The 15,457-nt window shown below is 52.5% G+C and carries 11 protein-coding genes; 3 read left to right on the top strand and 8 right to left on the bottom strand.

Annotated elements, in window-relative coordinates; genetic code table 11:
• Positions 1-13 precede the first annotated feature (13 nt).
• The 7 genes from B9Q17_RS15780 to B9Q17_RS15750 form a co-directional block, all read right to left on the bottom strand.
• Positions 14-1,264: an efflux RND transporter periplasmic adaptor subunit gene (locus B9Q17_RS15780; protein WP_094625959.1), complete on the bottom strand. Its 1,251-nt coding sequence runs from the start codon at positions 1,262-1,264 to the stop codon at positions 14-16.
• Between the two features lie 24 nt (positions 1,265-1,288).
• Positions 1,289-2,506, bottom strand: coding sequence for a TolC family protein (locus B9Q17_RS15775; protein ID WP_094625958.1), 1,218 nt, complete (start codon positions 2,504-2,506; stop codon positions 1,289-1,291).
• A 227-nt stretch (positions 2,507-2,733) separates the two neighbouring features.
• A complete protein-coding gene (locus B9Q17_RS15770) occupies positions 2,734-3,078 on the bottom strand; it encodes a P-II family nitrogen regulator (protein WP_007151691.1) in 345 nt (114 codons plus the stop codon).
• Between the two features lie 17 nt (positions 3,079-3,095).
• A complete protein-coding gene (locus B9Q17_RS15765; protein ID WP_094625957.1) occupies positions 3,096-6,203 on the bottom strand; it encodes an efflux RND transporter permease subunit in 3,108 nt (1,035 codons plus the stop codon).
• A gap of 14 nt (positions 6,204-6,217) precedes the next feature.
• Positions 6,218-7,402, bottom strand: a complete 1,185-nt coding sequence (locus B9Q17_RS15760; RefSeq protein WP_094625956.1) for an efflux RND transporter periplasmic adaptor subunit — start codon at positions 7,400-7,402, stop codon at positions 6,218-6,220.
• A 49-nt stretch (positions 7,403-7,451) separates the two neighbouring features.
• On the bottom strand, positions 7,452-8,753 hold the full coding sequence (locus B9Q17_RS15755) for a TolC family protein (RefSeq protein WP_094625955.1): 1,302 nt from the start codon (positions 8,751-8,753) through the stop codon (positions 7,452-7,454).
• Between the two features lie 290 nt (positions 8,754-9,043).
• Positions 9,044-10,297: a DcaP family trimeric outer membrane transporter gene (locus B9Q17_RS15750; RefSeq protein ID WP_226595803.1), complete on the bottom strand. Its 1,254-nt coding sequence runs from the start codon at positions 10,295-10,297 to the stop codon at positions 9,044-9,046.
• A gap of 346 nt (positions 10,298-10,643) precedes the next feature.
• Between B9Q17_RS15750 and B9Q17_RS15745 the strand changes: the two genes are divergently transcribed.
• Complete coding sequence (locus B9Q17_RS15745) at positions 10,644-10,940, top strand: hypothetical protein (RefSeq protein ID WP_094625953.1); 297 nt, start codon at positions 10,644-10,646, stop codon at positions 10,938-10,940.
• Between the two features lie 186 nt (positions 10,941-11,126).
• Positions 11,127-12,440, top strand: coding sequence for an ATP-binding protein (locus tag B9Q17_RS15740; RefSeq protein WP_094625952.1), 1,314 nt, complete (start codon positions 11,127-11,129; stop codon positions 12,438-12,440).
• A 30-nt stretch (positions 12,441-12,470) separates the two neighbouring features.
• On the opposite strand, the gene B9Q17_RS15735 is transcribed toward B9Q17_RS15740, so the two are convergent.
• Positions 12,471-14,009 carry a hypothetical protein gene (locus B9Q17_RS15735; protein ID WP_058341920.1) on the bottom strand — a complete coding sequence of 513 codons (1,539 nt, stop codon included), beginning with the start codon at positions 14,007-14,009 and terminating at the stop codon, positions 12,471-12,473.
• Positions 14,010-14,174: 165 nt separating this feature from the next.
• Between B9Q17_RS15735 and B9Q17_RS15730 the strand changes: the two genes are divergently transcribed.
• On the top strand, positions 14,175-15,428 hold the full coding sequence (locus B9Q17_RS15730; protein ID WP_011783528.1) for an IS256 family transposase: 1,254 nt from the start codon (positions 14,175-14,177) through the stop codon (positions 15,426-15,428).
• Positions 15,429-15,457 lie beyond the last annotated feature (29 nt).

Below are 15,457 nucleotides of genomic sequence, written 5' to 3'. Positions count from 1 at the left end.
ATGGCTCCCGGAATCAGTGGTTGTGTGGGTCAAAGCCGCCTTTGGCAATTTCAGAGGCCACAAAAAATGCGCCCCGCGAAACGATCCGTTGGCCCGCAGTCAGGCCCGAAATTTCACGGAGTCCGCCAATTGCGCGACCCAGTTCCACTTCCACAGGCTCGTACTCCCCTTCAGCCTCTTCCACATAGACCGTCCAGTCGCCATCGGCGCCTCGCATCAACGCACTCTCCGGCACCGCAAGCACCGGCTCCGTGGTTTTAAAAAGGAAATACACATCTGCAAACATTCCGGGATGAAAACGATCTTCCGGATTGTCCAGCTCCAACCGAACAATTCGCGTGCGGGTCACAGCGTCAATGGTATGAGCTTCCTGGGATACCGTTGCCACAGCTACTCGGCCTGCAACTCTTACTTCCGCTTCGGCCCCTTGCTTAAGGACAATGTCGGAGTTTGCTGGCAGGTGAGCCTCTACCCAAAGTTCGCTTTCATTAGCCAGAGTCACCAGCGGTTGGCCTGCCTCAACTCTTTGTCCTTGCTCAAACTCATCGGTCAGCACTGCGCCATCCACGCGAGCTCTGAGCGTGTATTCACCGAGACTACCTACGCCGCTGGCCTTCAACGCACCAATGTCATCATCGTTTAGCCCATAAGCAAGCAGAGTCGCCCTCGCCGCTTCAATATTCGCTTTCGCCGTATTGAACCGCTGATCACCAACCACGGAACGACCCAGCCCGCTGATTCGCTCCCATTCAGGAAAAGCCTTCCTGTAATCAGCCTGCGCCTGTGCCACCGTCTCACTGAACAGGGTTACCAGTTGCTGACCTTTGGTTACGTGCTCACCCAATTCCACGTGACGTCTCAACACCACCGAGGCAACCCGGGGGGACACGTGATAGCTGGTATAGCCGTTGGTCAGCAGCTCACCGGGAGCGTAGATTTCATAGTCAACGCGCTTGCTCTCGAGGGTTGCTACCTCAATGCCGGCGAGCTCTTTCTGTTTGGCATTGATGCTTGCGGTAGTTGATTCTTCATGACCACCATCGCTCTCCTCTTCGTGGCCATGACCTTGTTCCTCTTCATGCTCACGTTCTTCAGCATGCCCGCCCTCATGCTCATCCTCTTCACCGGTACCTTCTCGATGATCGTCGCCACCGGCGGCATGATCATGGCCCGCCTCGTTATGCGCATCTTCCTCGGCCTGCACCAATGAAGGGGGAGCTATAAACAGCGTCAATACAAATACTGAAATCAGAGTTTTTTTCATGATGACTATCCAGTTTCCAGAATATTATTGGAAGGGGGTGATCAGTTCGCCAGACTGGCTCAAGAGTTCAATCAGGCCCAGCTGCGCCAGCTTTTCCAGTTCAATACCGGTTTTCAGGCTCTCCGCGCGCTGGCCTAACGCCTGGAGATACTCAGAGGTGGAGAGGTCGCCGACCTGCCACTGCTTCTCAAGCAAATCGGCACTTCGCTGTACACGCCCCTGGGATAGTTCTTTCCATCGACGAAGTTGCTTGTCGTATCGCTTCCAGGAAGCGCGAGCGCCTGCCAGGTCATATTGTTGTTTCCGGTAGAGCGCCTGAAACCGCGCTTCGGCCTCCAGAGCCCGTCGATTCGCGGCCCGGATTTCAGCGCTGTAGTTATTACGGACGTTCAGAGGGATCGAGAATGTCAGGCCAACCACGTTCTCGCCACCGTCACGCCCTCCGCTCAGCCCTACTGTCGGCGATGCTGTGGCTTTGCGTCTCGCAACCTCTGCCTCACTTTTCAGCACCTGCCACTCGGATCGAGCGACTGCAATTGACGGGTGTGACAGCAGATCAGCCTCACCAAGCTGGGACTCCAGCGCTGGCCATATATACTCGGGGATTCCCCCATCCTGAGGCCTCCAGTCCGGCAGACGTTCTTGAACCTGAGTTTCTGCCCGATCAACTGCGGCCTTTGCCTGGGCGACTTCGCTCAACTGACGGGATAGATTTAGAAACAGAAGCTCTGCATCGGCACGCCCCAGATCACCTGCCTGCTGGCGCTGTTCAACCTGGTCCAGCAAAGCATCCAGGCGCTGCTGTTGGGATTCAGCAATTTCCTCAAACAGCGTAGTGGCGCGCCACTCGACAAGCGCAAACAATGATTCAGACGTTTGTGTCAGAACTGCTTCGCTCAAGCCAGCTTGCGCAGACAGCCTGATCAGCTTTGCCTTCTCCTGTAATGCGCCCTGTTGATCAGACCAATCGATCGTTTGTGACAGCCCTGCCTCAAAGTTATTCTCACTGCCCGTTCTGTCTGCTCCTACGGACAACTCTGGGTTATACAGCGGTTGTTCGCTTGCCTCAGCGTCCTCTTTCCGCGCTGCCGCCTGCTCTGTCGCTGCCAGTACCTCCGGGTGCTTGCTTATCTGGCCAGTGAGCCAATTCGCCCAATTAACAGTCTCAGCTTGACCGAACAGAGGAATGGACAATAGTACTGAACACAGCAACGCCCGAGGCGAGTGCTTGCTTGCCTTCATCGACTTTCTCCCGAAGCGATTAATAGCCAAAAATCATAGGTGTAAGGCGCCTATGACGAGGCAGGAAAAGATCGAGATAATAAGTGCAAACTTTGAAATGAGTTTGAATTCGGAAAAACAGTTCAGATATGAGTCGCTAAAAACTCTTTGTAGCGCTTCTCAATGAGGCTAAGAACGGCAGCTCGCGACCAATCGCCGCGATGCCACCGTCTCATTTCAGGAAGGGGCTAGATTGAAGTGGGTTGGAGTGCGCTTTCGTCGGTCGCCCCGTCTTCAATACGAACGGCCTGAACCAGGCGGGATACCAGTACCTTGCCGTCCCCCGGGTGTCCATCCCGGGTCCTGCTCGTTCGCACAATGATGTCCACAACTTCATCGGCAACAGCATCGGTCGCTACATCTACTTCCAGCTTGACCATCTGCACTTTCTCCAGAGGCGATTCATCGCCAACCAGATGACCAAATTCGTTGAGAGACACGACAGCAATGCTTGCCACCCCCTTAACTTTGGCCAGAGCATCAACCACATGCTCTGCCATCACTTCTCTGACATACGCTTTTATTTCATACATAAACCGCCTCCTGACTATCAGACTTCAACGTCACGACGTTCGGATGCAAACCATTGATACACGCTGGGCAACACTACCAACGTCAGCAGCGTTGACGTGATCAGACCGCCAACCACAACCGTTGCCAGTGGCCGTTGGACATTAGAGCCAATGCCATCGGCCAGCAGCAGGGGAATCAGCCCCAGAATAGCCACAGAGGCTGTCATCAGAACCGGCCGCAAACGACGTTGAGCGCCCAGCTTGACTGCTTCAGTGACTTCGTAGCCTTCGTCCCGCAACTGATTGATGTAGCTCACCATTACCACACCGTTCAGTACGGCTACGCCAAACACCGCAATGAACCCCACAGCAGCGGGCACGGAGAGGTAAAGCCCCGTCACAAACAACGCGACAATGCCACCAGTAACCGCAAAGGGCACATTCATGAAGATCAGCGCCGCATAGCGAAGACTACTGAATGCAGAAAAGAGAAGCAGGAAAATAAGCGCCAGGGTAATGGGCACAACGATCGCTAGCCGCGCCATGGCCCTTTCTTGGTTCTCAAACTGACCGCCGAACTCCACGAAATACCCCGGCGGCATATCCACTTGCTCCTCGATCCGCTTGCGCAAATCCTGAACAACACCGCCCATATCGCGACCACGCACGTTCATCTGCACGTACTGACGGCGACTGGCATTGGAGCGTGAAATTTTCTTGGGGCCTGCGTACATTTCAACATCGGCCACCCGTGCAAGCGGGATAAGCTCGCCACTGTTGCCCCTGAGGGGAAGCTTTCTGATTTCATCGATGGACCCGCGATAGGACTCTTGCAGCCGGGCGAAAATCTCAAATCGACGGACACCGTCGAAGACCAGCCCGGCGCCTTTACCACCTATACCGGTTTCAACCGTACTCATCAGGTTATCGACGCTGATGCCGAACTGCGCCAGTACTTCACGGTCGGGGCGAATCACGATCTGTTTTTTACCCGCACTCTGCTGAGCGCGGACGTCCGTTGCACCCGGCACCTCTTGCGCCAGTGCCGCCACTTCCCTGCCGATCCGGCCCAACTCGTCCAAGTCGTCGCCGAAAATGCTGGCAACCAGTTGCGCCTGAACGCCTGACAGGAGTTCGTCGGTTCTGAGCTGAATCGGTTGGGACAGATTGTTGGCAAGCCCAGGAACCCGATCATCCAAAGCATCGGCAATCCTGCTTTGGAGATCCTCGTAGCTCACGTCCTCTCGCCATTGATCCAGGGGCTTCAGATTGACAAGCGTCGCGACAACGTTCACAGGTTCAGGATCACCACCGACCTCGGCACGACCGATCCTGGCATAGGTGCCGGTGACTTCTGGAAATTCGTCTACAACGGACTGAATCCGTTTGCCATATTTGATGGCGGATTCAAGACTGGCTCCAGGAGGCAGTGTCGAGCGAATCTGGAAAGTGCCTTCCCTGAGCGTGGGCACGAATTCGCTCCCGAGATAGGGAAACAGCAGAAGACTGCCGGCAAAAGCAATGACGGCAACGCCCATCACAATCTTAGGGGCTTTGACGACAGTATTCACTACCGGCTTGTATAGCCGGTTCAGGAACAGAACCAGCTTTGGCTCTTTGTGACGCCCGCCCATCTTGAATGACAGGGAGGCCAGAACCGGCACCAACGTTAACGCGAGCAAAAGCGCACCGATCAGAGCAAAGCTGATGGTGTAGGCCATGGGCGAAAACAGCTTGCCCTCGACGCCCTGTAGCGTAAACAGTGGAAGGAAAACGATAATGATGATGCCTATGGCAAACACGATCGGACGAGCCACTTCCCGGGCTGACTCACCTACAAGCCTCAGAACGCTGATCTTTTCATCGGATCGCTCCTCAAGGTGTCGGAAGATGTTCTCTATCATCACGACAGCGCCGTCCACCATCATGCCGATGCCAATAGCCAGCCCCCCCAGACTCATCAGGTTGGCCGACAGGCCCGACATGCGCATAGCAATGAACGCAAAGAGTACAGACAACGGCAACGTCGCCACCACGATCAGTGTGGAACGAATATTACCCAGGAACAGATAGAGAAAAACCAGCACCAGAACCGAGCCTTCAAGCAGCGCTTTCTCGACAGTGCCTATAGCCTTGCCCACCAAGTCTGCCTGAGAGTAATACGCTTCTATTTTCAGCCCTTCAGGAAGTGACTTGTTCAGATCATCGATTTTTGAGTTGACATCCTCTAGAACCTGACTGGTGTTGGTACCAATCAATTTCATCACGTAGCCGCCCACGGACTCCTCACCTGAGGACACCTCTGCGCCACGGCGAATTGCCGGTCCAAGGCCAACCTCCGCCACATCCTTGACGTAAATAGGAGATTCTCCCTCACTCTTGGACACAATGATGTTCCGGATATCTTTGATGCCTGCGGTACCGGAGTTGACCCAGCCGTAACCACGGACAATGTACTCTTCACCTCCTCGAGTAATGAATGAGGCGCCAACGTTACGATTATTCTGGGTGAGGGCACCGCGAACATCAGACACCGTCAGGTTCCTTGCCTGAAGCTTCTGCGCATCAATATTGACCTGGTACTGCTTTACCTCGCCGCCGATAGAAAGCACACCGGTTACGCCCGGCACGGTCCTGAGCTGGGGTTTGACAATCCAGTCCTGAATCGTGCGAATTTCCTGCAGGCTGTATTGATCTTTATCCTCAGCTTCCAGGGAATACATCAGGATGCGCCCAAGACCGCTTGCGATGGGCCCGAGTTCGGGTTCCCCCATCCCTTTGGGAATCTGGCGCTTGGCCTCGGATAGCCGTTCGTTTACCAGCCGCCTGGCGAAGTAGATATCGGTGCCATCTTCGAAATAGATGGTCACCCGCGAAAGTCCGAAAATCGACGTGCTCTGCACTTTTTCTAACTTGGGAATACCATACATGCTGATCTCAACGGGATAGGAAATCAGCGTTTCGATATCAACCGGCGACAATCCAGGACTGGTAGTGAATACCTGAACCATGGTCGGTGTCGCGTCCGGAAACGCATCCACCGGCAGTTTTTGAAATGAAAATACGCCGGCAACGATCACGGCGATAGCAAAGACAAGCGTCATCAAACGATTGTTCAGCGCATAATTCACAATTGCGTTGATCATGCTCCCCCCGAGTATTAGTGTCCGTGAGCGGCGCTGCGGCCACTGGCGGTAATGGCCGACATCAGATCAAAAGCGCCCACTGAGACCACTTCCGTGTTTGCGCTGATGCCGGACTTAATCTCTATCCAGTCGTTAGCCTCCTTACCAAGAGTGACTGGAACCGCCTTGTAGGCTCCCCCTTCATTACCCGGAACAAATACAACGGACTCGTCATCGATGGTTTGCACGGCATCGTGTGGAACTAGGGGCAGTGATGCCGCCGATTGAGTCATGACTCTCGCTTTGGCATAGGTATTTGGACGAAGGTCGCCGTTGGGGGATTCGAGTACAACGCGAACCGTAATGGTGCGGGTTTCCTCATCAAGCTCATTTGAGATCCAGGACACTTCCCCGGTGTGAAAGCGGTCTGCAACCGACTTTGAGAAGACCTGAACTTCATCTCCGACGGATACCCTGCCAATGTCAGTTTCGGCAACTTGCAACATCACCCACACCACAGAGGTATCAGCTACGGTAAAAGGCGTATCTGAAGAGCTTAAGGTTTGGCCCAACCGGGCATCCATGCGCTCAATGCGCCCCTGGATAGGAGAACGGAGCGCGTACTGTGCAAGACTGCTATCTGCGCCTGTCGAATCACTGCCAAAAACCTCCAGTTGCTCACGAATTGAATCGTACTCCGCTGTAATCTCAAGATAAGCGGCCTTGGCGTCCAGGAACTCTTCTTCGCTGGTGAAGCTTTCACTCCGCAATTGCTTTTCTCGCTGATACTCCGCAGTCGCGGCTTCTTTCCGAGCTTTCAACGAGTTCAGGCGGGAACGAATGCGAGCCAACTCAACGCTGTTTAACGTGGCCAACAACTGGCCTTTTTCAACCTGGTCCCCCAGATCAACAGCCAGTCTCGTAAGCTTTCCCTGCAATAGCGGCCCTACCTCAGCGACGCGATCCGGAACATAATGAACTTCAGCTGGCGCAGTAACGATATTATCAGCACGACCTCGGGGCACCGTTACAGTCTGCACGGAGAGCAACTCCCTCTGCTCTGGAGTCAGATGAACTTCGCGGGCCTCACTGCCTTCAGCCGAGTGCCCAGCCTCACCCTTTTGGTGCTGCCCTCCTTCGGCTTCTTCGGCGCCGTACGCCAGTGGCTGATAGACCAGAAAACTGATCGCGACAAACAATATCTGCAGATTTCGAATCATCTAAACACCTTCGATATAAGAGAACGTTCAACCATTAATTTTCTTGTCATCAGGAACCGGATGACATTGAAAGGGCACCGCCGGTGCTCACTTCCAACGCCCGGACGGCGTCGATATAGTCGTGTTGCACTTTGACGTATTCCTTCCTCACCGACAAAAGATTGTCCTGAGCGGACAGGACATCGGAAGCATCGACTTTTCCCGCTTGAAGAGCTTTCTGCATAAGTTGCAGCGTTTCCTCCGAACGCTCGAGAATCGACTCGTTCATCTGGCGCAATCTGCGTACGGCGGATTCGTACTGAGCTACAGCAGATACGACCTGGCGTTCAGTCGCCAAACGCAGTGCCTCGGCCTCAAGCTCGGACATTTTCAACTGAGCCGAGGCCTTCCTTTTTTCACCGGAATAATCATGAAACACAGTCAGAGGCATCGACACACCCGCACCAAAAAGGTTGGATCTTTCCTCCCGCTCGTAGAACCCGAACACTTTCAGGTTCGGAATACTTAGACTCTTGGCCAGTTCCAGGCCGGACTCATTCGCAGCAATTCTGGCTGCTGCCGCCTTCAGATCCCCTCTCTGGCGCTGAGCCAGCGCGACCAGGCGATTAGTTGGTGGCAAGTTGGCACGAGCTACATTGAGTTCTCCCACGACCCCTACCGCATCGGAGGGGGACACCCCAAGAACTTCCGTCAGGTCAATTTTTGATTGCCTAAGCTTTTGCTCCGCTTCGGCCTTCTGGCTCTTAGCTCTTGCCAAGCCAATGACAGCGGTATTGAGGTCAATCCGGGTCTGTTTGCCCCGCTCAACGGACACCTCGACCAGCTCTTTGGTTCGCTGCATCAGCTCAACGGTGCGGCTTGCCGTTTCCAGTTCTTTCTGTGCAAGCAGTATTTTGAAGTAGGCTGACCGCACTCGGGCCTTGGTCGCCACCTTCAGGTATTCAAGTTCCTGCTGTTGAGAAGTGAGAGTGCTCTGAGCACGCGACTGACCGAGATCGCCCCGATTGCCCATCCAGACTTCCTGAGTAACCCGAACCTCGTAATTCAGTGACTGATCTGCCTTATCTGGATTATCACGGCCACTCAGCTCAAGCTCCGGGTTGCTGGGCGCCCAGCGGCTGGCATGATCGAGCTCGGCTTCCTGCATGGACACCGCAGCCCGCCTTAAAGCCAATATCGGGCTATTCTCAAATGCCATTACCATTGCCTCATTCAAAGAGACAGCCTGTCTGGCCTTGGCTTGCTGGTACTCCTTGAGTGAAACGCTCTCCCCGGCGGTGGCCGCCGCCGAAGGCATGACGTTCAAGACTCCGGGTACTATCAGCACCCACAACAACAGTCGTTTGTTCATTCAATATCATCCTGGCTATTTGACTGAGATACATGAATCAGCGTTTTCGCCGTAAATGCCAGGACGACCCTACAGACAGACCTTTAAATCAGTCTGAATTCGGCGCCATCACACCTAAACTCGTACGGAGTTCAACGAAACTATGGCGGGGTATACGCCAAAAAGAGGTGAAAGAAAGAGACAAAAGAGGAGGGCATCGTCCAGCGCATGGGAGGGAGCGCAGATAAGAAACGACGGGCCTATTTCAGCCCGTCGTTGGGTCCAATTATGTGAAGCAACACTATGAACGATTAAAAATCGAACTGCGCAGCCAGTTGCAGGCGAGTGTTATCAGCAGATTCGCCATTGGCCAACTCTTTGTCTGCGAAGGAAAGCTCCAATCCCAGCGTTACCGGGTCAGCAACTTTGTAGAAGTTGCTGAAGTGAACGCTTTGCAGGGTTTCAAAGGAGTTCGGGAACAGATCTGCTGGCTGATCGCCCTCTACGCGCCCATAGGACAGACCAGAGGAGAACTTCGGCGTCCACTGCTGACTGATAGCAACGTTGGCACCGTATGCCTCAATGGTTTCAAGATCGCCGTTGGCGTCGATGTATGCTTCACCAATACCAGTGCGGCTAGCGCTGCTGTCATTATTGCTGAAGGAACTGTAGATGTAACGACCCACGCCGTCACCAAAGATCGCCCCTGCCATGACCGTGGTGGCGTCGGTCAGGCTTAGCCGACCAGCAATCAAAACGCCATAACCAAAGGCGTTATCGTCGCCCGTAGCAGCTGCAGAGTCAGTCTGAAGCGAACGTGCCAGACCGGCAACTTCAATGCCACCAGCACTGCCGGCCCACTTGTACTTGGCAGTCAGATCCGGCGCATTATCGCGGGAGCCGTCAAAACCCGTTGTTTCCGGATTCTCAGCAGAAACGGAAAAATTAGCACCGCCGCCAAGAGGCATGGTGTAGCGCAACTGTGCCTGACGAATAAAAGAAACACCTACTGGGCCGTCGAAATCAACCGTGGACGGATAGGCGGTAAATTGCATGAAGTTACTCCAGGTTTGACCGGCGAGCAGGCCGTTCAGCTCACCATAGGCGTGACGAAGACGCAGCCCTCTGGAGTTGGAGAAAACTTCATCACCGCCACCACCGTAGAAGTCACCTTCAACGGTCGTTTTGACATCACCCACTTCGGTTGGCGTGGTTGTCTTAATGCGAACCCGTGATTGTCGAGCATGGGCTCGGAATGAAGGGTCGCTATCGCTATTAGCAGTATCAAGGCCTGCTACGAACAGGCTGTCACCCATGTCCTGATCAAAATCATAGATCATGTCCAGCTTGACATAGCCACCGATTGTTACAGTGGTGTTGGTGCCAGGCACCATCCAACCTTCCGCCCCCTTACTTTCCGCCATGTCATCCAATTGGCGCTGCAAATCATTAATCTGTGTCTGAAGTTCAGTTGCAGATTGCGCATGAACAGACGGGGCCAGCAGACCCGTAACCGAAAGCGCTAGTGTTGCTCTAATCGCTAACCTGAGTTTATTAGTTTGCATTGTAAATCAGTCTCCATGGGCTTTCGTTGTATGTCATCAGACCGGTACTTGGCCCTGAACAAACAGACAGCTAATGCGCTTCAGTTGTCGGCCACTACCGGTAAGTGGTTCATTGTTCTCGCTCTTTCCGCCAGAACAACGACTTGCCATTGATAGCAGATGAACTTGAAACGAAATTGAAACGAAATTGAAAAAACGCCTCCTTAACACCTTTGTATTAACGACCCCGTCGCCCCCGCTTTTCTAGCCGTGCTCTCTTTTCATCATCTAATTTTATTTTTTCAAGCTGAGTTAAAGTTCATCTGTTTCCATCGGGATGCAGACCATTCAACTTAAAGGTGACTCTATGAGAAAACATCTCTTGCTCACATCTCTAGCATTAACCTTGGCGGCAGGAAGTCTCCATGCCTCTGAGGCCAATGACGGCAGCCTGGCACAAAACATGCTCTCCGAAAGCAGCGTTCAGGACATGAAGAGACAGCATAGGGTAATGACTCAGGCAGCCTTATCTGAAGTAGGCATGGAAGCTCGCCGAAAATTGATGCAATCGAATAAAGACGACATTTATCACGAGATGATGAAGTCGGGCGATATTAATCTATCTAAATCAGACCAATTCTCAAAAGATCAGCTTACTCATTAGAAATAATGTCGCACCAATAGCTTTTTCGATTGAATAATAGAAACTTGTCGATACACGACATTCTAAAACCAGTTGCATCGTGAATGGTCTCCACCATTCCGTCTTGCCGCACTACTTTTGTAGTGCGACTTTTTTAGGCCTAGATTTAGTCGATAACAAATTCTAACCACCTGCTTGGCAGACAACATGCCCAGAAAACAACAACGCCCTTCAATAAAACGGAAACTGCTTACTTTCCTGACGCTAACGGGTTTCGCGTGTACCGGGCTGATATTCTTCTCACACACCCTTTTAATCGACTATATCCATGACGAGCTTCACAGGCAGCAGCTAGAGGCTGCAGCTAACCGACTCTCAAAGATGCTAACAAATGATAAAGAAGAAATTACAAAATCCTCTCTCAGAAATTTTTCATTGTCTCAATATTCAGTTCACATCGAAGACAGTCAAGGTCGGAGTTTTACAAGCGAGAACATTAAACCGAAATTACAGGTGGTAGAATCGTTCAGAAAGCCTGGAATTTTTCACATATCGGATGATGATCGCTCAATCCTTGGCTACTACAGAATATTTAATAACAGACAAGATAAACTAAGCGTTACTATAATTGAAAAAAGCTCCTACTCACCAAACACGCTTGACAAAATCCACGTTCTTATATGGATAATATCTTTTACAATTCTCGTTACGATATCATTGATCATATTTATTGGGGTAACTATCGCACTAAAACCCTTAAAAATGATGAGTGCCCAATTAACGTCGCTTAAAAAGGGTCAGCGTAATAGACTGGATGAGAACGTACCTGAAGAATTCAATGAACTTGTCAAACATCTTAATCGTCTATTAGAGTCGTACGACAAAAAACTTACCCGTTCACGCCACCTAGCCGCAGATATTTCTCATAGCTTAAAAACCCCCCTTGCCGTCATAAACTCCATGATCAATGACGAAGCCATTCCCACCACAATCGCGAGTCAAATTAAGTCTCAACTGTCTGAAATGCACGAGCTGATCGACACTCAAATGAGAAAAACCGAAATGTCCGGTCAGTACATTGGAAAGGCGACACCGATCATTGAGAGAACTCTGGCACTGGTGGACGTAGTCAGTCGAATCTATCCTTACAAACAGATCCATCTTCAAGAAACATTACCCAGAGAGCTTGTCTGGCCAATTGATGAGCGTGATTTTAATGAGATCTTGGGTAATGTGCTTGATAACGCAAGCAAATGGTGCTCTCAGGAAGTTCATCTACACTTGAAACTTCACGATGACACTTTGACCATTCTTGTTGAAGATGACGGCCCCGGAGTAGCGTCACACCAACTCGCCGATCTTACCAAGCGCCAGAAAAGACTGGACGAAAAAACCCCTGGCTATGGCCTTGGCCTATCAATCGTTGAGGAAATCATCAATGACTACGGTGGTGCCATGCATTTTTCTTTATCACCCAAAGGTGGTCTTCGGGTTCTAATCGAGCTTCCCAGAAGCATTTGACGACTACAAGGGCAACTTATCCAGCTTTAGTCAGCGACCAGTAGGCATAGCAGCCCGATACACCAACGTCTCAACGTCAAAACTGTCACTTTGAACTGAGTTTTCATCCGGCGACATAAAGAATAACTCTGTATTGCCTGATACGGGGGACACCGGAACCGACGTTAGAAGACTTGTTGACTGCGTTTTGGGAGATTTCCCGGATCTCAGCGTCAACCAATCAACTCGAGTATCATAAACACCTATCATATCTTCGGCTGCACTGGATTCCTGTGGAATCCCGATATTAACTGCGTCCCCACCGGAGCGTACGAGCAGGTTCGGCAAAAATAGTGTTTGCCTCGGACTAAACACCAACTCAGGCGACACGTCGTAAGTCATACTCGTGCCTGCCACCCGGCTTCCAATCTCATAGTCCAGATGTGGGCCCTCGGTGCCAGCAGGGAAAAATGAAACCTTCCCTTGGGAGACGGTCACCATATTCAAAGGTCTCGGTTCGTTCTGAACAACGGCACCGATTACCCGGAACACTGGCGTGTACTGGCTTAATTCTTCATGAACGGCCTTCTCAAGATCAGGCCCGTTCGGTGAGATTGATATTTTATAGATCTCTGAACCAAACCCCTGCTCTGAGTAGAAAGACTGCCCGAGAATAGTTTCCCGGCGACCGTCAGCGTCCAAATCCTGCAATCCCAAGATTAAGGGAATGAAACCGATGGTTTCAGCCTTCCCCTCGGCCAACTGGATCAAAGAACTTGAAACACTACGGCCATTCCACTGATTCAAAATGAGGTAATATGAGTTCTCTGAAACGTACCAGTCCATTCGGATGACTTTCTCCCGACGGGGCACCTCAATGGACGCCAGGCTCTGAACAGCCCCGCTGGAATCAACAAGGAAAAAGCTGAGTTTGTTTCCATGCTCCGCCGCAAAATAGTAATCGCTGCCAGAACGAAACGCGGACAACGACTTTGCATTGATTGGCAGCTTCGCATATGGAGACGATGAAGCCTCCCCCTCAACTGAACCTACCCGATGTGCTTCAGCATCGGTCTGTACGATGCCGACCAACCAGGTGTTATTGTAGGTCGCAACGGCTTGACCTCTCCCGGTAACTTGAAAGCGCACCAATGGCACATCGTTTGACGCCTCTGGCTCGTCCCGCCACAAAAGATCAGGAAATCGGGCTTTCAACGCCGGCGTTACCGGCGTGGGATCGCCGACTCTGTCAGTAAACACCGCCGGAATACCGTAGAAGCGTTTCGATACAGCGCCAACGGAGGGCATCGTTCCAAACAGCACTTTCCCTACTGCTTGATCCTTTCCGATACTCTCGATACCGATGACTGCAAGGTTTTTCTCCGGGATGCCTGCATGATCAGGCTCCCGCAACACAACAAACAAATCACCTACCTCAACAGTGGCATCGTCGACTGTGAGGGAAAGCACTTTTTGATCACGATCTACCTGAATGACCTTTGCCTTTGCTGGATGCTCACGCTCAACCGCCTGTACCGCACCAGCTAGTAGTAGCATCAGGAACACAAATACTGCAGAACGAGTCATCATAGGAAAAAGTCACTTAATGCGGATTCATTTCGTATAACAAAAGCGGGGTGGCGCTCCCACCACCGAGTTATGGTGATTTCTGGTGTATGGAAGCAGGCTGAAAGGATGGCGTATCCTGTTGGTTGATCACCACCAAGATCACAACCAACAGAGGATGGATACGCCATGTCCAAGTCTAACCTGCATGCTCTTTCACAACCAGAGGCGACCACGAACGATCCCTTGCACGATCTGATCCGACAGGGTGCCCGTGACCTGATTGCGCGGGCTGTCGAGTCTGAGCTTCAGGGGCTACTGGATCAGTATGCCGATGTATTGACACCCGATGGTCGCAAGGCGGTAGTCCGAAACGGTCATTTACCAAAGCGAACCATTCAGACAGGCGTTGGAGATGTTGACGTTCAGGTGCCCAAGGTCCGGGACCGCAGCGGCTCCGGCATTCGCTTCAACAGTCAGCTCCTGCCACCGTATTTGAAGCGGGCCCAGAGTCTGGATGAACTCATCCCCTGGCTCTACCTGCGCGGTGTCTCCTCTGGCAATTTTCAGGAGGCCCTGAGTGCCTTGGTCGGCGAGCAGGCCAAGGGCCTGTCCGCCAACACGGTGTCACGGCTCAAGGCACGGTGGCTGAAGGAGCACGAGGATTGGCGTCGCCGTGACCTGGGCCAGAAGCGCTACGTCTACTGGTGGGCAGACGGTGTCTACAGCAATGTTCGTCTGGATGATCGACTTTGCCTGCTGGTGATTATCGGGGTCACAGAGCATGGCCACAAGGAGCTGGTCGCGGTGGAAGATGGCCACCGCGAGTCCGAAGCCAGCTGGCGAGAGCTGCTCACCGGCTTGCGTGAACGTGGCCTGGACAATGCGCCCAAGCTGGCCGTAGGCGACGGGGCTTTGGGCTTCTGGAAAGCGCTGAGCAAGGTGTTTCCGGATACCCGGCACCAGAGGTGCTGGGTTCACAAGACTGCCAACGTGCTGGACAAGCTGCCCAAGTCCGTACAGCCGAAGGTGAAGTCAGACCTGCATGAGATCTATCTGGCGGAGACCCGTGATGGCGCTCACAAAGCCTTTGACAGCACGTTAAGGCGATTCCGGGACAAGTACCCGAAGGCCATGGAAAACCTCGAAAAAGACCGGGATGAACTGCTGGCCTTTTACGATTTCCCGGCAGCGCACTGGATTCACTTGAGGACCACGAATCCCATTGAGTCCACCTTCGCCACAGTCAGGCTGAGGACCAAGCGAAGCCGGTCCTGTGGCAACCGCGACACTACGTTATCGATGGTATTTAAATTGCTCCAATCCGCCCAGAAACGCTGGAAGCGGATCAAGGGGTTTAACCAACTGAAGCTGGTCGTGAATAACGTTCAGTTTCGGGATGGAGAACGGGTGGATGATCAATCCGGCAGAGACGCCGCCTGATGCTCATACACCAGATTTGACAATAACTC

It is taken from the genome of Marinobacter vinifirmus (assembly GCF_002258215.1).
Taxonomy (GTDB): domain Bacteria; phylum Pseudomonadota; class Gammaproteobacteria; order Pseudomonadales; family Oleiphilaceae; genus Marinobacter; species Marinobacter vinifirmus.
The sequence above is the reverse complement of the archived record's forward strand: the minus strand, read 5'-3'. Positions and strand labels throughout refer to the sequence as shown.

Bases quoted from the DNA above. Each gene is read 5' to 3' on its own strand.
- B9Q17_RS15780 (WP_094625959.1), bottom strand. From the start codon at position 1,264: ATGAAAAAAACTCTGATTTCAGTATTTGTATTGACGCTGTTTATAGCT.
- B9Q17_RS15775 (WP_094625958.1), bottom strand. From the start codon at position 2,506: ATGAAGGCAAGCAAGCACTCGCCTCGGGCGTTGCTGTGTTCAGTACTA.
- B9Q17_RS15770 (WP_007151691.1), bottom strand. From the start codon at position 3,078: ATGTATGAAATAAAAGCGTATGTCAGAGAAGTGATGGCAGAGCATGTG.
- B9Q17_RS15765 (WP_094625957.1), bottom strand. From the start codon at position 6,203: ATGATCAACGCAATTGTGAATTATGCGCTGAACAATCGTTTGATGACG.
- B9Q17_RS15760 (WP_094625956.1), bottom strand. From the start codon at position 7,402: ATGATTCGAAATCTGCAGATATTGTTTGTCGCGATCAGTTTTCTGGTC.
- B9Q17_RS15755 (WP_094625955.1), bottom strand. From the start codon at position 8,753: ATGAACAAACGACTGTTGTTGTGGGTGCTGATAGTACCCGGAGTCTTG.
- B9Q17_RS15750 (WP_226595803.1), bottom strand. From the start codon at position 10,297: ATGCAAACTAATAAACTCAGGTTAGCGATTAGAGCAACACTAGCGCTT.
- B9Q17_RS15745 (WP_094625953.1), top strand. From the start codon at position 10,644: ATGAGAAAACATCTCTTGCTCACATCTCTAGCATTAACCTTGGCGGCA.
- B9Q17_RS15740 (WP_094625952.1), top strand. From the start codon at position 11,127: ATGCCCAGAAAACAACAACGCCCTTCAATAAAACGGAAACTGCTTACT.
- B9Q17_RS15735 (WP_058341920.1), bottom strand. From the start codon at position 14,009: ATGATGACTCGTTCTGCAGTATTTGTGTTCCTGATGCTACTACTAGCT.
- B9Q17_RS15730 (WP_011783528.1), top strand. From the start codon at position 14,175: ATGTCCAAGTCTAACCTGCATGCTCTTTCACAACCAGAGGCGACCACG.